At 69.0% G+C, this 23,266-nt stretch carries 22 protein-coding genes; 9 read left to right on the top strand and 13 right to left on the bottom strand.

Translation table 11 applies throughout. The features are described 5' to 3' along the window. Positions 1–333: 333 nt before the first annotated feature. The 7 genes from ACIA49_RS00495 to ACIA49_RS00465 all read right to left on the bottom strand — a co-directional run bounded on the left by ACIA49_RS00495 (position 334) and on the right by ACIA49_RS00465 (position 7,065). Positions 334–1,188, bottom strand: coding sequence for a hypothetical protein (locus tag ACIA49_RS00495; RefSeq protein ID WP_396374922.1), 855 nt, complete (start codon positions 1,186–1,188; stop codon positions 334–336). Beyond that, positions 1,185–3,668 carry an Hsp70 family protein gene (locus tag ACIA49_RS00490; protein ID WP_396374921.1) on the bottom strand — a complete coding sequence of 828 codons (2,484 nt, stop codon included), beginning with the start codon at positions 3,666–3,668 and terminating at the stop codon, positions 1,185–1,187. Before ACIA49_RS00490 ends, ACIA49_RS00495 begins: the two co-directional genes overlap by 4 nt. After that, entirely contained in the window at positions 3,661–4,179 is a 519-nt protein-coding gene (locus ACIA49_RS00485; protein WP_396374920.1) for a hypothetical protein, read from the bottom strand. Before ACIA49_RS00485 ends, ACIA49_RS00490 begins: the two co-directional genes overlap by 8 nt. Next, positions 4,176–5,201 (bottom strand): serine/threonine-protein kinase, encoded by a 1,026-nt coding sequence (locus ACIA49_RS00480; protein WP_396374919.1) that lies wholly within the window; start codon positions 5,199–5,201, stop codon positions 4,176–4,178. The genes ACIA49_RS00485 and ACIA49_RS00480 overlap by 4 nt, the downstream gene beginning before the upstream one ends. Further along, positions 5,198–6,322 (bottom strand): hypothetical protein, encoded by a 1,125-nt coding sequence (locus ACIA49_RS00475; protein ID WP_396374918.1) that lies wholly within the window; start codon positions 6,320–6,322, stop codon positions 5,198–5,200. Before ACIA49_RS00475 ends, ACIA49_RS00480 begins: the two co-directional genes overlap by 4 nt. Before the next feature lie 103 nt (positions 6,323–6,425). Then, positions 6,426–6,803, bottom strand: coding sequence for a hypothetical protein (locus ACIA49_RS00470; RefSeq protein ID WP_396374917.1), 378 nt, complete (start codon positions 6,801–6,803; stop codon positions 6,426–6,428). A gap of 61 nt (positions 6,804–6,864) precedes the next feature. Then, on the bottom strand, positions 6,865–7,065 hold the full coding sequence (locus ACIA49_RS00465; protein WP_396374916.1) for a tyrosine-protein phosphatase: 201 nt from the start codon (positions 7,063–7,065) through the stop codon (positions 6,865–6,867). Positions 7,066–7,087: 22 nt separating this feature from the next. Here ACIA49_RS00465 and ACIA49_RS00460 point away from each other — a divergent pair, with 22 nt between their 5' ends. Continuing rightward, positions 7,088–7,621, top strand: coding sequence for a hypothetical protein (locus tag ACIA49_RS00460; protein ID WP_396374915.1), 534 nt, complete (start codon positions 7,088–7,090; stop codon positions 7,619–7,621). On the opposite strand, the gene ACIA49_RS00455 is transcribed toward ACIA49_RS00460, so the two are convergent. Genes ACIA49_RS00455 through ACIA49_RS00445 form a run of 3 tightly spaced genes read right to left on the bottom strand, consistent with a single transcriptional unit; the run spans position 7,618 to position 10,149 of the window. Beyond that, complete coding sequence (locus ACIA49_RS00455) at positions 7,618–8,592, bottom strand: GNAT family N-acetyltransferase (RefSeq protein ID WP_396374914.1); 975 nt, start codon at positions 8,590–8,592, stop codon at positions 7,618–7,620. The two genes, ACIA49_RS00460 and ACIA49_RS00455, sit on opposite strands and share 4 nt — an antisense overlap. Position 8,593: 1 nt before the next feature. Further along, positions 8,594–9,514 (bottom strand): aminoglycoside phosphotransferase family protein, encoded by a 921-nt coding sequence (locus ACIA49_RS00450; protein WP_396374913.1) that lies wholly within the window; start codon positions 9,512–9,514, stop codon positions 8,594–8,596. Positions 9,515–9,558: 44 nt separating this feature from the next. After that, positions 9,559–10,149 carry an HD domain-containing protein gene (locus ACIA49_RS00445; RefSeq protein ID WP_396374912.1) on the bottom strand — a complete coding sequence of 197 codons (591 nt, stop codon included), beginning with the start codon at positions 10,147–10,149 and terminating at the stop codon, positions 9,559–9,561. An 85-nt stretch (positions 10,150–10,234) separates the two neighbouring features. Between ACIA49_RS00445 and ACIA49_RS00440 the strand changes: the two genes are divergently transcribed. Continuing rightward, complete coding sequence (locus ACIA49_RS00440) at positions 10,235–11,131, top strand: NADP-dependent oxidoreductase (RefSeq protein WP_396374911.1); 897 nt, start codon at positions 10,235–10,237, stop codon at positions 11,129–11,131. Here the strand turns inward: ACIA49_RS00440 and ACIA49_RS00435 are convergent. The 3 genes from ACIA49_RS00435 to ACIA49_RS00425 form a co-directional block, all read right to left on the bottom strand. Further along, a complete protein-coding gene (locus ACIA49_RS00435) occupies positions 11,128–12,006 on the bottom strand; it encodes a prephenate dehydratase (RefSeq protein WP_396374910.1) in 879 nt (292 codons plus the stop codon). The genes ACIA49_RS00440 and ACIA49_RS00435 overlap by 4 nt on opposite strands. A 38-nt stretch (positions 12,007–12,044) precedes the next feature. Further along, positions 12,045–12,848 (bottom strand): lysophospholipid acyltransferase family protein, encoded by an 804-nt coding sequence (locus ACIA49_RS00430; RefSeq protein WP_396374909.1) that lies wholly within the window; start codon positions 12,846–12,848, stop codon positions 12,045–12,047. Between the two features lie 61 nt (positions 12,849–12,909). Next, a complete protein-coding gene (locus ACIA49_RS00425) occupies positions 12,910–13,404 on the bottom strand; it encodes a hypothetical protein (protein WP_396374908.1) in 495 nt (164 codons plus the stop codon). 89 nt (positions 13,405–13,493) lie between these two features. On the opposite strand from ACIA49_RS00425, the gene ACIA49_RS00420 reads away from it, so the two are divergent. The 7 genes from ACIA49_RS00420 (at position 13,494) to obgE (ending at position 23,260) form a co-directional block, all read left to right on the top strand. Beyond that, positions 13,494–15,755 (top strand): M64 family metallopeptidase, encoded by a 2,262-nt coding sequence (locus tag ACIA49_RS00420; RefSeq protein ID WP_396374907.1) that lies wholly within the window; start codon positions 13,494–13,496, stop codon positions 15,753–15,755. 102 nt (positions 15,756–15,857) lie between these two features. Next, positions 15,858–16,358 (top strand): DUF1772 domain-containing protein, encoded by a 501-nt coding sequence (locus tag ACIA49_RS00415; protein WP_396374906.1) that lies wholly within the window; start codon positions 15,858–15,860, stop codon positions 16,356–16,358. 39 nt (positions 16,359–16,397) lie between these two features. Next, positions 16,398–17,225 (top strand): TIGR03936 family radical SAM-associated protein, encoded by an 828-nt coding sequence (locus ACIA49_RS00410; RefSeq protein ID WP_396374905.1) that lies wholly within the window; start codon positions 16,398–16,400, stop codon positions 17,223–17,225. Positions 17,226–17,381: 156 nt separating this feature from the next. Continuing rightward, entirely contained in the window at positions 17,382–20,801 is a 3,420-nt protein-coding gene (locus ACIA49_RS00405) for an Rne/Rng family ribonuclease (protein ID WP_396374904.1), read from the top strand. Between the two features lie 179 nt (positions 20,802–20,980). Continuing rightward, on the top strand, positions 20,981–21,295 hold the full coding sequence (rplU, locus tag ACIA49_RS00400) for a 50S ribosomal protein L21 (RefSeq protein ID WP_355465582.1): 315 nt from the start codon (positions 20,981–20,983) through the stop codon (positions 21,293–21,295). A gap of 12 nt (positions 21,296–21,307) precedes the next feature. Further along, positions 21,308–21,568: a 50S ribosomal protein L27 gene (rpmA, locus tag ACIA49_RS00395; protein WP_132405181.1), complete on the top strand. Its 261-nt coding sequence runs from the start codon at positions 21,308–21,310 to the stop codon at positions 21,566–21,568. 108 nt (positions 21,569–21,676) lie between these two features. Then, entirely contained in the window at positions 21,677–23,260 is a 1,584-nt protein-coding gene (obgE, locus tag ACIA49_RS00390; protein ID WP_396374903.1) for a GTPase ObgE, read from the top strand. Positions 23,261–23,266: the final 6 nt, after the last annotated feature.

Here is a 23,266-nt window from a genome sequence, read left to right as displayed (position 1 = left end):
CGGATCAGGTGCGTGCGGCCGGACGGAGGTCGCGGTGGCGGGTCGCCACGCCCTGTTCGCGGGCACAGTGGGTTCAGTCGCGCGTCGTAGCGCGATCTGGGGAGGATCCACCTCCCGAATCCGTCCCGGATCCGCCCCAATCCCGCTCAGCGCCGATCGGCACCCTCCCCAAACCGGTTTGGGGAGAATCTCGAACGCGGTGAGCTCGAAGGTCGATCTGTGGCGCCTAACGTCCGAAAACACGCCGACCACGCCAGCGGGGTCTTCGGACGTTAGGGGGACGAGGCTCTAGCGTCCGAAGGATCGGAGAGCGGGCGTCCGGTTTTTCGGACGTTAGGGGGTTAGGAGGAGGCTGACGGTGCGGTTGCGGGTCGCACCGGGGAACAGGGGGTGGGCCTGGTCGCCGGAGGCGAGGGTGAGGCGGGTGAGCGGTAGGTGGCCGGTGTGGGCGAGCCGCTGGGCGACCACGCGCGCCCGGGCGAGCGCCGTACCGGAGCCACCGCTGGCTTCACCACCCGGTACGGCGACCGATTGGCCGACGACCGTGATCCCGGGGACGCGGCGGAGCTTCGGCGCCAGCCGGTCCAGCACGTCCGCGCTGCCGTGAGCGAACGTCGTACCGGAGCTGAACAGGCCCTGGTTGAACACCACCCGTACGGCGCCTGGCTCGCGTCGTACTGACACGCCTGGCATGGCGACCGCGGCGGCGATCGCATCCAGTTGGGCGGTGTCGTCCGGCTGCGCAGTGGGCGTCGCTGTCACCGTGACGGTCTGCGGGGCGGCGGAGGGCTGGACCTGAGGGGCTGCAGCGACCGGTTCGGGTCGGCTGACGGCCGCTGCGGTTCCGAAGGCGATGCCACCAACAGCCAGTACGGCGACGGCAGCCGCCGCAAGGGGCCGTACGACGGGGCGCTGGCACACGCGACCTGCCAGCACCTTCTGAGCCAGTGCTCGGCCCGCTGTGGCTCCCACCCCCACCCCCGTCCCGGAATGGAGGTGGGAGGTCGAGGGGAGGGCAGCCCAGGCCTGGTCGGCCTCTTGCCAGCGACCCAGCTGGGCCAGGACACGCGCCCGGAGGTCTACTGCCTCGGGCGACTCCAGGCCGTCCAGGAGCTGCAGGGCATCGGCGAGGTCGCCACGGCGAGCTGTGTGGGCGGCTTGGGCTACGGTCAACTGTTCGGCGTTCATGAGCGGACCAGGCCGACGACGGTGGCTTGTTCGGACTGGGGGAGGAGGCGGACGAGCTGCTGGCAGATGACCATCAGTTCGCGTTCGTCGCCGCGGGCGGCCGCGGATCGGCCGGCGGCGAGGAGGCGGCGTGCTTCGGACGCGGGGCGCATCGAGGACGTGTCGAGGGCCAGTTGGTTGAAGACGCGGATCACGAAGCCCGGCTGGCGTCGCTCCAGTCCGATGGCGAAGATCTCGAGCTGCTCGGTCTCGCGCTCGATCGAACGGATGTCCTTCCGGTCGATCGCGTCCAGAGCCCGCGTACGCAGGTCGGCCAGCTCGGCGCGGTCGCCGGTACGGCCGAACCGCTCTACGAGCTCCTCCGCCTCGGCAAGGAGGTCGCGCAGCTCGCGTTCCTTGGCCGGTCGTTGCGCTGCCTCGTCGATGTCGTCCAGCTGCGCCTGTACTTCACGCAGCCGATCCTCGGCCGTCACCGCGGCCCCGGCGTCCGATGACGCGGCCCGGACCTGCTCACGCGCCGTCGCCAGCGTGCCCTCCTCCTGCAGCCGAGCCAGCCGTTGCTCGACCTCCGGACTCGTCGCCGCGGAACGCTGCGCATCCGCGATCCGCTGTTCCACCTCGGCCAACTCATCAGCCAGTACGTCGGCATCCGGCGTCCGGACATCGTCCAGATCGATCTCGGCCTCGAACTGCGCCTGGATCAGCGGTACGTCGGCCACCACCGTGACGAGGTTCGACTCGTCGACCTCGAACGTCACCTCGACCTCCGTTCCAGCCGGCAGATCGATGCGGATGTCGACCGGGCGGATCTGCAGCATGCCGACCTGCCGGTTCCGGTCGGCCCGCGCCCGTTCGCCTTGCACCACAGGGATTCTGACCATCGCCTCGGGATCCGACCGGTTGAACGCGTGCGAGGTGCGGAACACCTCCCGCACTCGGGTCGGTACCGCCGTACCCTTCCGGACCAGCGGTGAGAACTTCTGATCCGCCAGCGAGATCCCGAGCGAGTGCGTCAGCCGGGCCCCACCGAACTCCACCTCGCGATGCGTGATCCCGAAGGTCCCACCGGCCAGCGGAAGCGGTGCGCCGTTCCCGTCGAGCAGCTCGAGGACGAATCGCGATGTGCGGTGCTCGTCGAGCTCGACCTCAGCGGCGAACGCGCCCACCCGGTTCACCGTGACTCGTCCGGTGCGAAACGGCGGTCGGCCTTCGGGGTTCGAGATCACGACGCTGTGCCCCGACCAGTCCACGTCGCCGGCCGGCCCACTCAAACGACCGGCCACCGTCGGCCGGGTCGTCGTCGAACTCGGTTCGTAGGCGAGCTCAACGCCGTACTCACCAACTGCTCGCACCACCGACTCCGAGGCCGGCCGCCGCATCGTGCCGGCGAAGATCGCCGCGCCCCGAGCGACGACAGTGGTTGGGTCGATCCGGGTGTCGAGCTCCATCTGCAGGCCGTGCACCGGGTCGCTCAGCATCTCGCGCAGGCCGGGCGCCAGCGTGGCTCCGCCGACCAGCAGCAGCCGGTCGATCTTGTCGGCGCCGAGCCCGCTGTCGGTCAGCGCCTCGCGACACAGGTTGACCGCGCGTGCGTAGTACGGCATCGCGACGCCGTCCAGTGCCTCTTTCGTCAGGGTGAACTCGAATGTCTCCTCGGACCCGTTCACCACCAACTCCAGCAACAGGTCTGCGCGATCACGTCCAGAGAGCTGAATCTTGGCCTGCTCCGCGGCCTGTTTCAGCCGGCCGAAGTTCCCTCGCCAGGTGGGATTGTCGCGGCGGAAGTCGGTGAGCCCGAGATCCCGCGCGGCCGCCGGCGCCAGCAGGCGTTCGACCACCGCCCAGTCGATCAGCTTGCCGCCCAGGTACGGATCACCGGCGTGATTCAGGACCCGCAGATCGCCGTCCCGCTTGCTCACCACGGCCGCGTCGAACGTCCCGCCGCCGAAGTCGAACACCATCCAGTACGCGCGCTCGTCCGCATCCTCGAATCCGTACGCGAAGGCGGCCGCGGTCGGCTCTTGCAGCAACGGCACCGACCCGGTGAATCCGGCCAGCCGGGCGGCCTCCAGCGTGGCCTTGTTCTGGTTCAGCGCGAACGCCGCCGGGACGGTGATCACCACCGAGTCCGGCGCTGCACCGGCGTACCGGGCGGCGTCGGCGCGCAGCGTCTTGAGGACCTCGGCCGACAGTTGCGGCGCGCTGAGCGTCACCCCGGCCTTCCCGAACGTCCGGCTCGCATCCGCGAGCCCCATCTCGAGTTTGAACTCGATCGCGACGTTCTCCGGATCCGTCTCGGCGCGGTGCCGCGCGCGGCGGCCGACCCAGACTGTGTCGGCCTTCGGCAGCCAGACCGCGGACGGCGTGATGTCGGACTGGTCGTCGTTGTTCTTCAGGATCCGTACGTCGTCGTCGCCGGCGACCGCCAGCGCGCTGTTCGTCGTCCCCAGGTCGATCCCGAAGTCGATCGTGTCACGCATATTCTTCGCTCTCCTTCGTGAACTCGGTGACGGGGCGGGCGACGATCACTTCGCCGCGCTGGATCTGCTGGTCGTGGTAGTAGACCGAGGGGCGAACGGTCTCGACGATCGTCTCCTCGGAGACCCCCGGATCGTCTTGGTACACAAGGACATCGAGCGCCCGGCCCGCGTTGAACGCCGTACCGTCGTGTTCCTGCACGGCCAGCCCGGCCGCGGCCAGGGCCTCCGCGCAGGCGCGCAGATAGCGGCCGGTCTGCCGGTTCTCGGCCGAGCGCCCGGCCTGCGTCAGCTTCCGCTGGGCCCGCCACAGACTCGTCGCCGCTTCAGCCAAAGCTTTGGTGTCAGCTGCAGCCGATGCGTTGGTGTCAGCTTCGGGAGCGGGCGCCTCGGCAGGGACGCGGTCGAGCAGGCTGACCAGCTCGGCCAGCTCCCGGCACTGCTCCTCGGTGAACGTCGGCGAAGCGATTCGGATCTCCCGATGCTGCCGCCACTGCCGAAACCAGGCCCTCACCAGATCACTCCTCTTCGCCACCGGGCGACGTCCAGCCAGTACTGCAGACGCAGATCCGGCGACAGCACGAACGCCTCTTCCATCAACTCCACCGCTCGCTCCAGCTCTCCCACCGCAGCCAGCGCAGTGGCCTCATCGGCCAGTCCTTGCGCACGTTCCGACGGCGTTTTCGTCGTACGACGCCATTCAGCGAGCTGTTCGGCCAACACAACCGCGGACGCGGTGCGGTCCCGCGGAATCGGCTCAAGGGTCTGCATGAGGATGCGGTCCAGGGCCTCGTCGATCTGCGGGTCGAAGGCGCTCGGCGGATGGGGACGCCGTTCGTAGCGGGTCGCCGACCACAGGGTGATGTCGCTGCCGTCGTCATAGGGAAGAACGCCGGTCAGCAGCAGGTAACCGATCACACCGATGGACCACACGTCCGATGCCATCGAGTAGCCGAAATCGCGCAGGACCTCCGGAGCCATGAACGCGTACGTCCCTTGGGCACTCGCCAGCAACGTGACCGGATTCGCACTCTTGGCCAGACCGAAGTCGGAGATCCGGACGCGGATCCGCTGACCGTCGTACCCGTACATGACATTGGCCAGCGTCAGATCGCGATGCACGATCGGCGGCGTCCGCTCGTGCGCCGCAGCGAGACCGGCCGCGAGCTGCTCGATCACCTGGACGGCGAGCTCGATCGGCAACGCCGGGCGGTACCCGTCGGCCAGCTGCTGCAAGGTCCCGCCGGAGACGTACTCCATCGTGAAGTACCCGCGCTGACCCTCGTTGGTCGGTACGACGCCGGCGTCGTACAGGCGAACGATGTTGGGATGACCGAGCGTCGACAGCAGCCGCGCTTCCGCCAGCAGCTCGTCAGTCCCTTCGAGCGACGTCACCTCCCGGAACACCTTCATCGCCTGCAGGCCAAGATGTTCGTGCCGCACCCGGTACACCTCGCCGAACGCACCCGCGCCGAGCTGCCGGTCCACGACCAGCGCCTCGCCGACCCGATCCCCGGGCGCCAGCAACGCCATCATCCGAACACCTTGACGAGCAGGAAAATGAGCGCGGCGATGATCACGAACGCGACGATGGTCGCTCCGCAGCCACTGGCATCGGGGTCACCCGGCTGAGACAGCGGTCGAGCACTCTCCTGGAAGGCCAGCTGGACGACGATCCGCAAGGCTTCCTCCACCTTGGCCTGCATCTCCGGACCAACGGCGAACTCCTTGGCCTCCATCAGCAACGGGCCGACCCGCGGACTCACCCCGAGATGGTTCACCAGCTCGACGGCACCGTTGTGGTAGACGAGTGCGATGTCGTCCCGCAGGGTCCGGGTGCGCTGGTGCTCGGCCGACGGCAGCAGCACCTGCAGCCGCCGGTAACCGGGAAGCACGCTCTGCTCCAGTTCGGCGACCACCTCGTCCACCAGGTCGGGCTTGCCCTGTTGCCGGCGCAGGAGCCGCAGTACGGCGTCCTCGTTCCGCTCGTACTGCGGACGAAGGGTGTCGAGCAGCCACTGCTCGGTCCGGTGCCCTGGGATCTCCCAGTGCTCCAGCGCCTCTGAGGTGCGCTCCGGATGCTGCCCGTTGGCCGCCAGGTCCAGCAGCGGGCCGGTGAGAGTCCTCGGCAGCTCCCCGCGGATCTGGTCGACGGCAGCAGCGGCCAGTTGCCAGTCGTCGAGTGTGAGCACGCGGTTGCGCAGGTGCTGCCAGAACTGTGGGTCGTGCATCGCCGCGGTCCAGCGTTCGCAGGCTCTGCGCCACATGTCCTCGTACTCCGACGGCGGAGCCGGTGCGATCAGCATCTCGACCGCAGTCGCGTGGGCGTAGACCGCTTCGTCGTGCGCCCGGTGAGTGGGGACGTCACAACCACAGTCGCCGTTCGGCCGCCCCCACTCACCGAAGACCTCGTCGACCATGCGCCGGCGCGGATCACCGAGCAGCCGGTCGAACGCGATCCGCAGTTCGTCGGGATCGCGGGATCCGGTGGTCTCCAGATCGGCCCCGGCCTCCAGTACGGCGATCACGTGCTGCTGGCGGCGTCGCGTCGTACGGCGGTCCGCGTTCGTGGGCAGAGCGGTGACGTGGAAGGCGTTGCGTTGATAGAGATCGCGGTTGGCGATCTCCCGCAACGCGGTCACGACGGCATCGGTCACCCCCGAATCGTCACGTCCGCACGACGTTCGTGGCGGTGAGTGACCTCAAGAGGACACGGGGCCCGCGGGACAACGGGCCCCGGATCGACTAGCTACAGGTCACCTAGCTGCAGGCGTACAGGACGTCCCGGGTGGTCTCGGTCTGGTCCTGCCAGTGCGCCACGCCCTTCCACCAACCGCAGTCGGTGCCGGGGCCGAACCATGCGCCGCCGCCCGAGTACGCGTAGGTCTCGTCGAACTTGGTGAACGGACCGGTCTTGCTGTCGCCGCGGAACAGCTCGACCCGGACCTCCGTCACGCTGGTCGAACAGCCGTCCAGCGAGACGGCGACGTACAGCATCTCGGCGCTCGTGTAGACGCCCTTCGCGATGTACAGGTCACACGCCTGCGTTCCGTCGGTGGTGGCCTGCGCCGGTGTGGCGACAGCCAGGCCGGCCGTGGCCGCCGCCATCGCCGCCACCGCTCCCAGAAGCTTCTTCATCCCCAGTCCCTTCATCAGCAATCGACCGAAGTCGGTTAGCAATTCACAGAAGAGCAGCAGATTAAGTCACTGGGTTACGCAAGGTCGACCCTTTCGACCCGGCTGATAGGACCACTTCGGCGAGGGCGACGAACTCGGTGCGCCCGTCCGCGTCCAGGAGTTCGGGTGTGTCGGTCCGGAACAGGCGTCCGGAGGCGGTCGGGACGCCGTACCGGGTCGGGAATCCACCGAGGTCGCGAGCATTCAGGCATCGGTTCCACACACCCGCAGCCTACGGTTGGGGTATGCGCAGAGAGTTGTCCCTCCCGTTCGAGACCCGCGGGCACCGTGGGCTGATCTCCGTGCGCGTCGTCCCGAACGACGATCCGTGGGCCTCGGGGCACCAACTCGTCGTCCCGGATCTGGACGCCGAGGCGTTCCGCGGCTTCCCGATCTGTACGGCGGGCCTGCGGTACCACGGGCAGGGGATCGAGGCGATCATGGGCTGGATCCAGGTGATCAACGGGGTCACGATCGACCTGGTCCCGAACCTGTCCGGCGTCGATCCGTTCTACAGCTACGGCTACCTGCCCACCTTCTTCGACGCCCCGGCCAACCCTGATCACCCGGATGGGCCTTGGCGCGCCGACACCATCCTGACCGTCGTACCGGATGTCGTTCACTCACAGGTCGTCGAGCCGATCGCCGCGTTCTCCTGGGGTTATGAGCTGCGGTCCGGCCGGCCCGATCTGCTCGACGTGACAGCGTTGGCCGCTCGGGATTGGGCCGGCCATCGTGCGCTGTTGGAGGCCGGTCACCCGACCTGGACCTTCAGCTAGACCTCGCGTTCCCAGGCCGTGCGCTGCGCGACCGGGCGGAACCCGAGCTTGGTGTTCACCGCGATCATCGGTGCATTCTCAGGTGCGTTCCACGTGTGCAGTACGGCGGGCCGCGCGACGCCGGCTTGGAGCGCACGAAGGTTCGGCGCCTTCACCGCGATGCCAAGTCCGTTGCCACGATGGGATCGCCGGACGTACGTGTCGTACTGAAGCAATCGGCCGGGTGTCTCCGGCGTACCGCCCATCTGCGTGTACGCCGCCAGCTCGCCACTCGCGGTGTGGACAGCTGCCGTGGCGTAGGTGAAGCGTCCTTGAGCAATGCGGCGGGCCTCGGCGTCGCGGATCAGTTCGGGCGTCCAACGGACATGATGGTCGGCCCGTTCACCGACCGGTACGTCTTCGCTCATCCCGGTCTGCAGGTCGGCGAACTGCTCGATCCACTCGTCCGGTGTGTGCTCGCGCCACTGGACAATCTCGTACCCAGCAACGGGTTTCTCGGTGATGGCTGCTGGGAGATCGAGCACCTGGTGCAGTTCCGCGTGCTTGCGGACGAACCCGCGCGCGGCGGCGAACGCCGTACCGGCGCTGTTGCCCGTCACCGGATCACCGTTCAGATCGGATCCCGACAGCACGCGTCGTCCTTCACCCCGGGCGCGCTGCACGGCAATCTCGAGCAGCCGAGATCCCACGCCGCATCGGCGCCACTCGCGGGCGACGGCGATCTCGACGTCGACCGTGTCCGTGCCGCCGACCAACCACCAGTCGAACCATGCGACGCCCATCCAGACGCCGTGGTCGACGAGTCCCACACCATCGGCGCGAACCTCGGCATGCTCGCCGGCCATCAGCACGCGCGCCTCCTCGGCCCCCATCCCCACCGGGAACTCCAGCTCCAGCCGTACGCCGTACTTCACCTCGTAGAACCGCCGGAACACCTCGGCATCCCGCCCATCGACCGCCACGATCTCCATCTCAGCGGTCCGCTTCGAATTCGGTGAGGAGCTCGGCGATGAAGGGATGCTCGCCCGGGGTGGGGTTGGGACGGCGGTTCCGGTAGTAAGGGATAGCGATGATGACGAGCGACATGATCCAACCGCGGGCGCGCATCCACGTGGTGCGGTCGACGTTCAGGGCGTCGCGGAAGGCTTGGCGGGAGTCGCCTTCGAAGAGCCACCAGGCGGCCAGCAGGTCGGCAGCGGGATCGGCCACTCTGGCGGTACCGAAGTCGATCACGGCCGAGAGGTTGCCATTGGCAACGAGTACGTTGCCGGGCATGAGGTCGCCGTGCATCCAGACAGGTGGGCCGGTGTACGTGTCGGCGGCGAGAGCGTCTTCCCAGGCGGCCAGGACGCGCTTGGTGTCGAGTTCATCGCCGAGCTGGTCGAGGGCTTCGCGGAAGAGTGCATCACGCGGGGCCAACGGCGTACCGCGACTGAACGGGTCACCGGCCGGCGGTCGCGGTGCGTCGGTGATGTCGATCGCTTGCAGGCGGTGGATGAACTCGGCGAGCTGGCGGGCAGCGGCCGACGGATCGGTCAGCCGATCGGCGTCGAAGGTCTCACCATCGAGCCAGCGGTAGACACCCCAGGTGCAGGGATAACCAGCACCCGGTACGCCGAGCGCCAGCGGCTCGGGGATCGCTAGCGGCAGCTGTGGTGCCAGGCGGGGGAGCCAGGTGAGGTCCTTCTCGGTCTGACCCTGCATCCGCTCGGTCCGGGGCAGCCGCGCCACCAGGTCGGTGCCGACCCGGAAGGCCACGTGATCCGTACCCGACGACGTGACGACCTCGATCGGCGTACCGGCCCAGTGCGGGAACTGCTCGGTGAGAAGGCGCGCCACCAGGGACGCGTCGATCTCCACTTCGTCATCGTGCAGCTTCGCGACGCTCGACATAGTCAGCGAGCCTCACACCGACGCTGCTGAGGGTCAATCGACTTTCAGGCGTCGAGGGGGTTAGCGGCGATCCGGGTGCTGAGGTCGGCCTTGATCGCCCGGGCGGGGGAGCTGTCCGGCTTGCGCTCAGCCTGTGCCTGGAAGCAGGCCAGGAACTCGTCGGTGAGCCCGAGCCGCGGGAACTGCTCGAGTACGGCGGAGCGGAAGCCGGAGCCGAGTTCGTCGAAGTTCTTCCCGACGATGTCGAGTGCGGCCGCCCGGGAGATCAGGTGACCCTCGGGATCGTCGGCCACGCTCACATCGGGCCACATGTGCCGGACGATGACCTCGCCGAGCCGCTCCCGGCGTTCGTGCGACCATCCGGCGCCGGCCGCGAAGACCCGGGCGACGTGGCCGGCGGCCTCCTCGAAGGAGACGGTGTGGCTGTCGAACACCGGGACCAGGCCGATGTCGTGGAACATGGAGGCGACGAACAGCAGTTCGGCGTCGTACTGGAGGTTCTCCTGCTCGGCGAGCGCAGTCGCCCACAGGTAGACGCGGCGCGAGTGGCTCTCCAGAGCAGGCGAGAGGTAGCTCGCGGCGATCTCCAGAGCGGCTGTCGCGGCGGGAGTTTCTGGAATCACGAGATGATTCATAATTCAACTGTATGGTGAGAGGGGCCTGCTCCGGTGGTCCATTCCGGTGCTGGGTTCATGGGCCAATCATCGACCAAGGAGTGTCATGCGAGCCATCACTGTCTCCGACCGCGAGGCGCCGAACCTCGCGCTGACCGACCTGCCGCGGCCGCACGCCGCGGAGAACGACGTCATCGTCGAGGTCCACGCCGCGGGGTTCACGCGCGGCGAGCTCGAATGGCCGGGTACCTGGACGGATCGCGCCGGCCGCGACCGCACTCCGAGCGTCCCCGGTCATGAGGTCTCCGGCGTCGTCGCCGAACTCGGCTACGGAACCACCGGCCTGACCATCGGCCAGCGGGTCTTCGGCCTCACCGACTGGGCCCGCAACGGCACCCTCGCCGACTACGTGGCCGTCGAAGCCCGCAACCTGGCCCCGCTCCCCGCCGATATCGACCACGTCACCGCAGCCGCCCTGCCTATCTCCGGCCTCACCGCCTGGCAGGGGCTGGTCGACCACGCCCATCTACAAGCAGGGCAGACCGTCCTCATCGACGGCGTCGGCGGTGCAGTCGGTTCCGTAGCGGCGCAACTGGCGCGCGAGCTCGGCGCCCACGTCATCGGCCTCGGCCGCGAGACCGACCGCGCCTTCGCTACCGAGCTCGGCGTCCACGAGTTCACCACGCTGGAGGACCTGGAGAACATCGGCCAGGTGGACGTCGTACTGGATGTCATCGGCGGCGAGGTCCGCGACCGCTCAACTGCCCTCGTCCGCGCCGGCGGAACCCTCGTCACCATCCCCGACCCGCCCACGACTCACCCCAAGGACGGTCACTCCGTCTTCTTCGTCGTGGAGCCCGACCGCGGGCAGCTCGTCGAGCTGGCCGACCGGGTCCGTCGCGGCACCCTCAAACCCCTGGTCACCACGGTGCGTCCACTGGCGGAGGCCATCGATGCCTTCACCGCCCGCGGCCGGACGATCATCCAGGTGCTGGACGCCTAGTGGTGCGGGCGGAGGGCCCGGTTGGCCTCGGGTTCGGCGATCTGGGCCCGGAACGGGTGCGCCGGATAGACGCCCAGGAGGCGGACCTCGACCGAGAAGAAGGCCAGCTCTTCCATGGCTAGAGCCACGTTCGGGTCCTCCGGGTGGCCCTCGATGTCGGCATAGAACTGGGTGGCGAAGAAGGTGCCGCCCAGTTGGTACGACTCCAGCTTGGTCATGTTGACGCTGTTGGTCGCGAACCCGCCGAGTGCCTTGTAGAGCGCGGCCGAGACGTTCCGGACGCGGTAGACGAAGCTGGTGACGGTCGGCCCGGAGCCCACCGCCGGTACGACGGGTTCGCGGGCCAGCACGAGGAATCGGGTCGTGTTGTGGTGAGCGTCCTCGACGTCCTCGGCCAGCGTCTCCAGCCCGTAGAGACCGGCCGCGGCCTTCGGTGACAGCGCCGCCACGGAAGGATCGGCGAGCTCGGAGACCTCACGAGCGGCACCGGCCGTGTCGTCGGCGACAACGGTCGACCAGCCGTGTTCACGGATGATCTTGCGGCACTGGCCGAGCGCGTGCACGTGGCTGCGGACGGTCCGGATCTGGTCGATCGTCGTCCCGGGAACGGCCATCAGCTGGAAGTGGATCGGCAGGAAGTACTCGCCGATGATGTGCAGCCCGGACTCCGGCAGCAGGTGGTGGATGTCCGCCACCCGCCCGGCGATCGAGTTGTCGATCGGGATCATCGCCAGCCCGGCGCGGCCGCTGCTCACCGCCTCGAGGGCGTCCTCGAACGTCGTACAGGGCAGTTGCTCGCGATCCGGAAACATGTCGGTGCACGCCATCGCCGAGTTGGCTCCGGGCTCACCCTGGTACGCGATCGGTCCGTCCACGAGCACCAGAGTAGCCCCGCGTCATCTCAACCAGCGGATCAGGTGTCCGACTTACGGACCTTCTTGGGAGCTCCCGTGGTGGCCCGGCCGTCCAGCGCCTTGGCCTTGGTGGCGTACATGTCGATGTACTCCTGGCCCGACAGCTCCATGATCTTGTACATGATCTCGTCGGTCACCGCGCGCAGGATGAGCCGGTCGGACTCCATCCCCTCGTAGCGCGAGAAGTCCAGCGGCTCACCGAACTTGACCGTCGGGGACGCGAACGACGCCACCACCTTGCCGGGCGGTGCGACCACATCGGTCCCGATCACCCCGCACGGGATCACCGGCACCTTCGCCTCCAGCGCCAGCCGGGCCACGCCGGTCCGGCCCTTGTACAGCCGGCCGTCGTGCGAGCGCGTGCCCTCGGGGTAGATGCCGAACAGGTCACCCCGCTCGAGCACCTTCATCCCGGCCCGCATCGCGCCCTCGGAGGCCGATCCGCCGGAGCGGTCGATCGGCACCTGGCCGGTGCCCTTGAAGAACCCGCGCTGGAACCGGCCCTTGATCCCGGCCCCGGTGAAGTAGTCGGACTTCGCGACGAAGGTCACCCGGCGCCGCAGGACCAGCGGCATGAAGATCCAGTCGGCGTACGAGAGGTGGTTGCTGGCGATGATCGCCGCGCCCTCGGCCGGAACGTTCTCGGCGCCCTCCACGATCGGCCGGAAGAGCCGCTTGACGGGCGGACCGACCACGACGTTCTTGAGCACCCAGTAGATGCCCCGGCCGTCTCCGTCAGCCGCCGCGTCCACCACCGGATCCACCCTGCGTTCGGGCCGTGGCGACTGCGCCGGTTCCGTCATCGATGTCCTCTCCTCACGTTCCCCGAGCCCTCATGATGCCGCATGAAGCCCGGGCGTGGGGTCACACCTCGGGCGCGGGGTGGAAGTGTGCCTTGACGTGCGGGCGGGTGGCGAGGACGAACGTGGCGATCAGCACAACGATCTGCAGTCCCTGGCCGATGCTCATCCAGACCGGGTTCTGCCCGGTGAAGATGTAGTAGAGGTTCAGCACGGTGACCACGATCGCGACGATCCGGATCCGCCGGTACGACGAGCGCTTCCCGTTCCGCAGTCCTTTGATGATCCGCAGGTAGACGAACAGGATGATCAGCGCCGAGATCGGCCGGGACCACAGCGACCACGACAGACTCGCGCGGACGGTGTCCCGGACGGCGGGGTCGGGGGAGTCGTGGTTGGCGGCGTGCAGGAACTGGTAGTCCAGGACGCTGTTGTGGAAGACCGTGACCAGGATCGCGATCAGGATGCTCAGCCCGAGGTAGATCATCACCAACCGGATCACCGGCTGCATCACGCGCTCCCGCTCGGCCGCCGTGGGGTCGTCAACTGGATTGGTCATGGATACAAATTAGGACCGGCACAGGGCCATCCCGCCCCGCCACGCGGCAGCGCCTGACGCACTCCGGCTCGCGTTCGTAAGCTGCTGCCGTGAGGATCACGCGATTGACAGCGGTGGCCGGCGTACTCGTCGCAGCACTCATCGGCACCGGTACGACGGCGCAGGCCGAGGAGGCTGCTCCCGACGCCAAGGTGGTCCCGCTCCAGGTGACCGGGCCGGCCGCGTCCCGCTTCAACCTGGTCGTGATGGGCGACGGCTACACGGCGGCCGAGCTGCCGAAGTTCCGCGAGCAGGTCGACAAGCACCTGAACGTGCTCTGGAGCATCGAGCCCTTCAAGTCGTACCGCAACTACATCAACGTGTACGCCGTCGAGATCGCCTCACCCCAGAGCGGCGTCGACTGCGATCCGAACCTCACCTCGCCCAAGATCGACACCCCGCTCCAGATGGGCTTCTGGGGCGGCTGCAACCCGTCGAGCGTCCAGCGCCTGCTGACCGTCAGTTCCACTGCCGCCATCCAGTACGCCGACCTCGTCCCGGGCACGACGTCGGGCAACCGTCAGATCCTTGCCATCGGCAACAGTGACACGTACGGCGGGGCCGGTGGAACGTACGCGACCGCCTCCGGCGGCAACGCGTTGTCCGCCCTGATCACCCCGCACGAGCTCGGCCATTCCCTCGGCGGGCTCCAGGACGAGTACGACTACTACGCCCGCGGCGACCGAGGAGCGCCGTACGAGGGCACTGAGCCGTCGTCGATCCACCACACGCTGCTCACCGAACAGCAGATGCGGGACCAGCAGCAGAAGTGGTTCCGCTGGCTGGGGGAGCCGTCCGAATCCGGCGGCCCGATCGGGCGCTACGAGGGCGGCATGTACGCCGGTTCGGGGGTCTGGCGGCCGAGTCGGCACTCGATGATGAAGACCCTCGGGTATTACTTCGACCAGATCTCCCGGGAGCGGATGACGCAACGGATCTCGTCCCGCGCAAACCTCTTCCAGGCGAGTACGCCGACCGGCCAGGTGGCCGCGGACCAGGTCGTCTGGCTGCAGACCCTGCACCCGAGCAGCCACGAACTCGACGTCTCCTGGACCCTCGACGGCCGAGCCCTCCCGACCGCCAACCGGCGCGCGGTGGACCTCGCCACTCTCGACATCGCACCCGGTCTGCACACGCTCACGGCGAAGGTCGTCGACCCGACCGACTTCATCCGCGACCCCGCCGTACGGCCGACCGCGTCCCGGACCTGGACGGTCAACACCACACTGACCGCTGAGCCCACGACGGGCGCGGTCGCGTTCACCGGATCGACCGCCACCGATCACCCGGTCAGCGCGGACGAGGTCGTGTACGCCGAGACGACGCAGTCGAACACCGATCAGCCCGCGATCGCCTGGACGCTGGACGGCCAGCCGGCGGACAACCCCGGCAATGACCGCGACTTCGACCTCGGACCGCTGCATCTGACCGGTCGGCACACGCTAAGCGCGACGGTCGGCACGCAGACCCTGACCTGGCAGGTCGACGGCGTCGAGCCGAACGTCACCTCGACGATGTCCCAACCGCTGCTGACCGTCCAGAAGCCGGCTGGCCCGGAGTACATCTACAACGACGCGTTCACGATGAAGCTGGCTGCGACCGACGACAGCACCGGGTACGTCGTACCGGAGTTCCGCGTCGACGGGGACGGGTGGTTCAACTACTTCGGCTGGCCGACGGATGCGTCCGCGCCGTACAAGTTCACCGCGGAAGGGACGACGATCGACTCGCTCGTCTACGGCAAGCTCGGCGTACCGCGAGTGGTCCCGTGGGACGACGTACCGCCCGGGTACGGCCGGCACCAGGTCGAGTACCGCGCGATCGATGCCTCCGGCAACATCGGTACCCCGCGCCGGTTCGCGGTCACGTTGTTGCGCCCGGCCCCGACCTGTACGACGACGATCACCGGGACCAGGAACGGCCCACTGGCCTTGCGATCCGGGGTGACGTGCTTGTCCGGGGCAACTGTCAACGGACCGATCCAGGTCGCCGCCGGCGCCTCGCTCGTCGCCACTGATTCCCGCATCGCCGGACCGGTCAACGCCGCCAAGGCAGCCGACCTCCAGCTGCTCCGGACCACGGTGAGCGGTCCGGTCTCGCTCGCCGGAATCACCCGCAGCGCGGTCCTCGTCGGCAGCACGATCAGCGGTCCGGTCTCGATCGGTACGGCGACCACCACCGAGCCGGTCGCCCTGGCCGGGAACACGATCAACGGTCCGCTGTCCTGCTCCGGAAACGCGGTCGCCCCGACCAACCTGCAGGCCCCGAACCAGGTCTCCGGACCGCGATCGGGACAGTGCACCACCCTTTGAGCCGACCAGACATGAAGGTGAGTTTTCGTGACATGTCGGGTGAAGGGTCCGGGCGCCTAACTTCATCAGTGCGGGAACGGCCCGCCGTACTGGAGGAGTGAGATGAACGGACTGCGGGTGGCGGCGCTGATGGCGGCCACGATCACGACGGGCCTGATGGCGGGGGTCTACTGGGCGTACGGGATGGCCTTCATGCCCGGGCTGGCGAAGGTCGACGACAAGACCTTCGTCGGGGCGTTCCAGGCGGCCGACCGGGCGATCGTGAACCCGGTCTTCCTCGGCATCGGCTTCGTCGGGACCCTGCTGCTGACCGGACTCGCCGGGCTGCTCAGCCTCAAGCAGAAGGCGCTGCCGTGGATCGCGGTCGCCTTCGTGCTCTACCTGATCACGATGATCGTCACGGTCGCCGTCAACGTCCCGCTCAACGACGCCCTGAAGGCCGCCGGTGATCCGGCCTCGATCGACGTCGCCGCCGCCCGGGCCGCCTTCGACGAGGCCCGCTGGACCACCTTCAACACCCTCCGCACCGTCCTCGACCTGCTCGCCTTCGGCCTCCTCGGCTGGGCCCTCTACCTCACCGGCAAATCCGCCGCCCAGCCCTGAGCTTCAGGGGCTCGGGCGAGTTGCTGACACAATGCGGGGGTGGCACCAGTTCAAGCTCCGCCGTCGTCGCAGCTCCCGGCCGTCCAGAAACTGCGGATCCGGTTCGCCAAGCGCGGGCGGCTGCGATTCACCTCACACCGCGACTTCCAGCGCGCGTTCGAGCGCGCTGTCCGGCGTGCGGAGCTCCCGGTGGCCTTCTCGCACGGTTTCAGCCCGCACCCGAAGATCTCGTACGCCGGGGCCGCGCCGACCGGAGCAGCCTCGGAAGCCGAGTACTTGGAGATCTCGCTCACACACGAGCGCGACCCTGACCAGGTCCGGGCGGCGCTGGACGAGGCGCTGCCGCCGGGTCTGGACGTCCTCGAGGTGGTCGTCGCCGGGCCGGGCTCGCTGGCCGACCAGCTGGAGGCCAGTGAGTGGCTGATCGCGCTGCCCGGCGTGGATCCGGAACCGGCCGCCGCGGCGGTCGAGGCTTTCCTCGCCCGGACCGAAATCATGGTCGAGCGCATGACCAAGCGGGGGCTTCGCTCGTTCGACTGTCGAGATGCCGTTCTCCGACTCACCGTCGGGAGTGAACCGGCGTCGGTTGAGACGTGTGCGATACTGCAAGTGGTGTTACGGCACGGAACCCCGGCCGTGAGACCCGACGACGTTCTCGCCGGCTTGCTCGAAGTAGCGACGCTCCCGGTGACGGGCCCGGCTCTTCTGACCAGGCTCGCCCAGGGCCCGCACCTCGCGGCAACCGGCACAGTGGACGACCCGCTCGCTCGTGACCGCGACGCCAACCAGGCGACCGCGACCGGCCAGGCAGGTCCCCACCAGACGCATACAGCGGAGGGCGACGCCGCCGCTCCCTCTGTGCCCTGAGAGTCTCTGAGCCCGGGTGGAGCGGACCCCCGCAGGCTTCCGTCGCCCCGGCACCACGTTGTGCAGGAGCGGCGAACCGTGACCGCCAGGCAGCAGCGACCGGACCCGTGACAGGGGTCGCAGGGTGCGCCGCCGGGCTTGAGGAGACCGCACCACATGCTCGACAACGAGCCGACCACCGAGGCAGCCGAGACTGCCACCGCCCAGTCCACGTCTCGAGCGGCCAAGAAGACGGCCGCCAAGAAGACCGTGGCGAAGAAGACGACGGTCAAGAAGACCGCCGCCCCCCGCAAGCGCGTCGCCAAGACGGCCGCCGCGGAGGTGCCGACGCAGTCCGACGACGTGACTGCCGACCCGGCCCCCCGGACCGCGAAGAAGGCCGTCGCCAAGAAGGCCGCCGCGAAGAAGGCGCCGGCCAAGAAGGCCGCGACCCCGGTCAAGCGCGCCGCGAAGAAGGCCGCCGAGCCGGTCGAGACCTCCGTCGTCGACGCCGGCCCGGTCACCGAGACCCCGGCCCCGGCGAAGAAGACGACCGCGCGCAAGCGCACCACCAAGAAGGCCGCCGCCACCCTGGTCGCGACCGACTCCCCGCTCACCGACGGCCCGGTCGCTGACGCCGAGCAGGCCCCGGCTCGCCGTACCCGCTCCCGCCGCGGCGCCGAGCCGACCGCAGAGGCCGCGCCCGTCGAGACCGCGCCGGCTCCCGCCCGGCCGACCACCTTCACCGGCACCTCCCGCGTCGTGAGCAGCTCCGACGCCCCCGCCGCTACCACCGACTCCGCCGCGACCGGTGACTCCGCCGCGGCCACCGCGGACTCCGGCCGGACCGCCACCAAGCGCACTTCGCGGCGCCGCGGCGGTCAGTCTGCCGCCGACGCGCCCGCAGCTGAGGCAACCCCGCTCTTCCCGACGGCCGACGCGACGCCCGCCGAGGCGGATGCACCGGTCGCCGATGAGGCCACCACCGGCACGCGCCGCTCCCGTCGCCGGGCGCCGGCTGCTGCCGCCGTGCTGTTCCAGGCGCCGACCGTGCCGAGCAACGCTCCGGCCGAGGCCGCGGCGACCAGCCCGGTCGAGGCGACCGATCCGGCTCCGACCACGCGCAGCTCGCGCAGCCGTCGGGGCGCCAAGACCGCTCAGGCCGAGCCAACCGTAGAGGCCGCACCGGTCGCCGAGTCGGCCGACGCTGCGCCGGCCGACGACGAGCAGTCGACCACGTCGCGCCGCCGCCGGAGCCGTCGCGGCCGCGACGCCGAGGCGCGCGAAGAGGTCGTCGAGCCGATCGTCGAAGAGCTCGAGGACGACGAAGAGGACGAGACCGCCGAGACCGAGGCCGACGAGGCTACGGACGACCAGGCGGACGACGTACAGGCTGAAGACGGGGACGACGACGAGTCCGCCGAGGGCACCCGTCGCCGCCGTCGCCGCCGCGGTGGCCGTCGCCGCCGCAAGACCGGTGACGCCGAGGACAGCTCCGACGAGCACGACGAGAGCGCCGACCAGGACTCCGACGACGCGGAAGCCTCCGCGGACGACGAGCAGGACGGCTCCGCGGATGACGGTGAGGACGGCGGCAGCTCGTCGCGTCGCCGCCGGCGTCGTCGTCGCCGCAAGGGCGAAGAGGGCAACGGCGCGGCCGACGACCCCGACGAGACCGTCGTCCGGGTCCGTGAGCCGCGCAGCAAGAACACGGCCAACGAGGTCACCGCGATCGAGGGCTCGACCCGGCTGGAGGCGAAGAAGCAGCGCCGCCGTGAGGGTCGCGCCGCCGGTCGCCGCCGCGCGCCGATCGTGACCGAGGCCGAGTTCCTGGCCCGCCGCGAGTCGGTCGAGCGGACGATGGTGATCCGGTCCCGCGAGGACCTGACCCAGATCGCGGTCTCCGAGGACAACGTCCTGGTCGAGCACTACGTGACCACCGCGGACCAGAGCTCGCTGATCGGCAACGTGTACCTCGGTCGCGTGCAGAACGTGCTGCCCAGCATGGAGGCGGCGTTCATCGACATCGGCAAGGGCCGTAACGCGGTCCTGTACGCCGGTGAGGTCGACTGGGCCACTCTCGGTGGCTCGAACGGCCCGCGCAAGATCGAGCAGGTGCTGAAGTCCGGTCAGGCGGTCCTGGTCCAGGTGACCAAGGACCCGATCGGCCACAAGGGCGCCCGGCTGACGAACCAGATCAGCCTGCCCGGCCGGTACGTCGTGTACGTCCCGCGCGGCGGCAACGGCGGCATCAGCCGCAAGCTGCCGGACACCGAGCGGAACCGCCTGAAGACGATCCTCAAGGACATCATTCCCGACGAGGCCGGCGTGATCGTCCGGACCGCGGCCGAGGGTGCGTCCGAGGAGGAGCTGACCTCGGACGTCAGCCGCCTGCAGTCGTACTGGACGGAGATCGACAAGAAGTCGAAGTCCGGCCAGGCGCCCGCGCTGCTGCACGGTGAGCCCGACCTGCTGATCCGGGTCGTGCGCGACCTGTTCACCGAGGACTTCGCCAAGCTGGTCATCTCCGGTGACGACGCCTACGAGCAGGTCAAGGAGTACGTCGCGGGAGTCGCGCCGCACCTGGCCGACCGGGTCGAGCACTGGAACGCCGCCACCTCCGGCGACGTGTTCGCGAACTACCGGATCGACGAGCAGATCAAGAAGGCGCTGGACCGCAAGGTCTGGCTGCCGTCGGGTGGCTCGCTGGTCATCGACCGCACCGAGGCGATGACCGTCGTCGACGTCAACACCGGCAAGTTCACCGGCTCCGGCGGAAACCTCGAGGAGACCGTCACCAAGAACAACCTGGAGGCGGCCGAGGAGATCGTCCGCCAGCTCCGGTTGCGCGACATCGGCGGCATCATCGTGATCGACTTCATCGACATGGTGCTCGAGTCGAACCGCGATCTGGTGCTGCGTCGCCTGGTCGAGTGCCTGGGCCGGGACCGGACCAAGCACCAGGTGGCCGAGGTCACCTCGCTCGGCCTGGTCCAGATGACCCGCAAGCGGATCGGTACCGGCCTGCTCGAGGCGTTCAGCGAGAACTGCGACCACTGCGGTGGCCGCGGGCTGATCCTGCACGACGAGCCCAAGGAGTCCCGTCGCCGCGACGGTGGCCGCAACGCCGGTGGCAACAACGCCGCCGGCAACGGGGCTGCCAGCAACGGGAGCGGGAATGGTCCCGACCAGTCCAAGCCGGCCGCGCAGGCGGAGGAGACGGGCCGCAAGAGCTCCCGTCGCCGCCGGGGCAAGGGACGCTCCGACGAGGAGGGCACCGAGACGGAGACCGCACAGCACCACGCGGACGCCGCTCAGCGCCTGGCTCAGATCGCCGCGGCCTCGGCCAAGAAGGACGCCGAGAACGGTACGCCGGAACCCACGGGGTACCCGGTCTCCGCCGAGGCGGACGAAGCGGTCAGCCCGGAGGCCACCGGCTTCCCGTCGGCCGACGTACCGGCTGATGGTGCTGAGTCCGCGGACGCCGGTCAGAACGGCACCAAGAGCACGCGGCGCCGGCGTAGCAGCCGGGGCCGTGGCAAGGCGGCCGGCGAGGCGGCGGAGACGCCGGTGGAGCTCGTGTCGGCCGGTCACTAACCCGATTTCCGGGATACTGCGCTCGCGTAGTATCCTGGTCTTTCGGTGCGCCCGAGGCGCGCCGATTTGTGTGTAGCAAGAGCAGTGTGTTGTGACTGTGAGAGTGTGAGGAAGTCTTCGCGCCTCAGACCAGCACACTTTGTACAGAACTTCCGATCCAGCAGAGAGTGAGATCCACGGTGTACGCGATCGTGCGCAGTGGCGGCACCCAGCAGAAGGTCGCCGTCGGCGATGTCATCGAGATCGACAGCCTGACGGACGCGGTGGGCGACACCGTCGCGCTGCCGGCGGTCCTGGTCGTCGATGGCGACACCGTGACGACCGATGCAGCGGCGCTGGCCAAGGTTGCCGTGTCGGCTGAGGTTCTCGGCCGCACCAAGGGACCCAAGATCCACATCCTGAAGTACAAGAACAAGACCGGTTACCGCAAGCGCCAGGGGCACCGTCAGCACTACACCCAGGTCAAGGTCACCGCGATCGACGCGAAGAAGTGAGCTGATTAACTCATGGCACACAAAAAGGGAGCGGCCTCGACCCGCAACGGTCGTGACTCCAACGCGCAGCGCCTCGGCGTGAAGCGGTACGGCGGCCAGCTGGTCAACGCCGGCGAGATCATCGTCCGGCAGCGCGGCACGCACTTCCACCCGGGCAACCTGGTTGGCCGCGGCGGCGACGACACGCTGTTCGCGCTGGCCGAGGGCAAGGTGGAGTTCGGCACCCGTCGCGGGCGCCGCGTCGTCAACATCGTCCCGGCCCCGGCGGAGTAACACCGCCACCCGGACGTTCAGTAGCTCTGCAAAGGGCGGGTCGCGGAATACCGCGAACCCGTCCTTTTGCTGTGTTAAGCGTTACCTACAGGAAGTTGAGAACCACCGATGGCGATCCCCAGCTTTGTCGACCGCGTGACGGTGCACGTCACCGCGGGCCGCGGCGGACACGGATGTGCCTCGGTGCACCGGGAGAAGTTCCGGCCCCTCGGCGGTCCGGACGGCGGCAACGGCGGTGACGGCGGAAGCGTGATCCTGCGCGTCGACCCGGACACGACCACGCTCGTCGACTACCACCGCTCCAGCCACCGCAGCGGCACGAATGGTGCCCAGGGCAAGGGTGACCATCAGGCCGGCAGCAACGGCGAGAGCATCGTCCTGCCGGTCCCTGACGGCACGCTGGTCAGCACGGCGGACGGCGAGATCCTCGCTGACCTCGTTGGGCCCGGTGCTGAGTTCGTCGCCGCCCGTGGCGGCAAAGGTGGTCTGGGCAACGCGGCGCTCGCCAGCAGCGCCCGCAAGGCGCCTGGCTTCGCCCTGCTCGGTGAGGAAGGCGAAGAGCGTCACCTCGTCCTCGAGCTGAAGGTCGTCGCCGACATCGGGCTGGTCGGTTTCCCGAGCGCGGGCAAGTCGTCGCTGGTCGCATCGATCAGCCGCGCTCGGCCGAAGATCGCCGACTACCCCTTCACCACCCTGATCCCGAACCTCGGCGTCGTCGTCGCCGGTGAGACCACCTTCACCACGGCCGACGTACCGGGTCTGATCGAGGGTGCGAGCGAGGGCCGCGGGCTCGGGCACGACTTCCTGCGGCACGTGGAGCGATGTGCGGCACTCGTCCACGTCATCGACTGCGCGACGTACGAGCCGGGCCGTGACCCGCTCAGCGACCTCGACACGATCGAGGCCGAGCTGAAGGCGCACGGCGGGCTCGAGGACCGGCCGCGACTCGTTGCCCTGAACAAGATCGACGTACCGGACGCGCGTGAGATCGCCGAGATGGTGCAGGCCGAGCTGGAGCAGCGCGGGCTGCGGGTGTTCCCGATCTCGACCGCTTCGCACGAGGGCCTGGAGGCCCTGAAGTTCGCGATGGCCGAGATCGTGGTCAAGCAGCGTGCGGAGCAGGAGAAGCCCGACAACACCCGGATCATCATCCGGCCGCAGGCCCAGGGTGGACCGGAGTTCAAGGTCAAGAAGCTGCCCGAGGACGGTGGCTGGCTGGTGCAGGGCGACAAGCCCGAGCGCTGGGTCAAGCAGACCGACTTCACCAACCCGGAGGCCGTCGGCTACCTCGCCGACCGGCTGAACCGGCTGGGCGTGGAGAAGGAGCTGCTGGAGCGCGGCGCGATGGCCGGCGACGGGGTCGTCATCGGCGACGGCCCGAACGCGATCGTCTTCGACTTCGCTCCCGAGGTCCAGGCCGGCGCCGAGCTGCTGTCGCGGCGTGGTGAGGACCAGCGGCTCGAGGAGAAGCGTCCCGCGGCGCAGCGACGGCTGTCCAAGGACGAGGAGTACCACGCGCTCCGGTCGGGCGAGGCCAAGTCCGACCTCTCGGAGTACGGCGCCGGCTGGATCGAGGACGAGGTCGACCTGTCCCCGGCCGAGGCCAAGCGGGCAGCGGAGAAGGCGGAGAAGCTCGCGCGCAAGGAAGCACGCGAGCTGGCTCTGCAGAAGGAACTCGACCAGAACGGTTGATACCTG

The sequence above is a fragment of the Kribbella sp. NPDC051587 genome (assembly GCF_044453945.1).
In the GTDB taxonomy this organism is placed as follows: domain Bacteria; phylum Actinomycetota; class Actinomycetes; order Propionibacteriales; family Kribbellaceae; genus Kribbella.
This window is presented reverse-complemented; position numbering and strand designations above follow the sequence as displayed.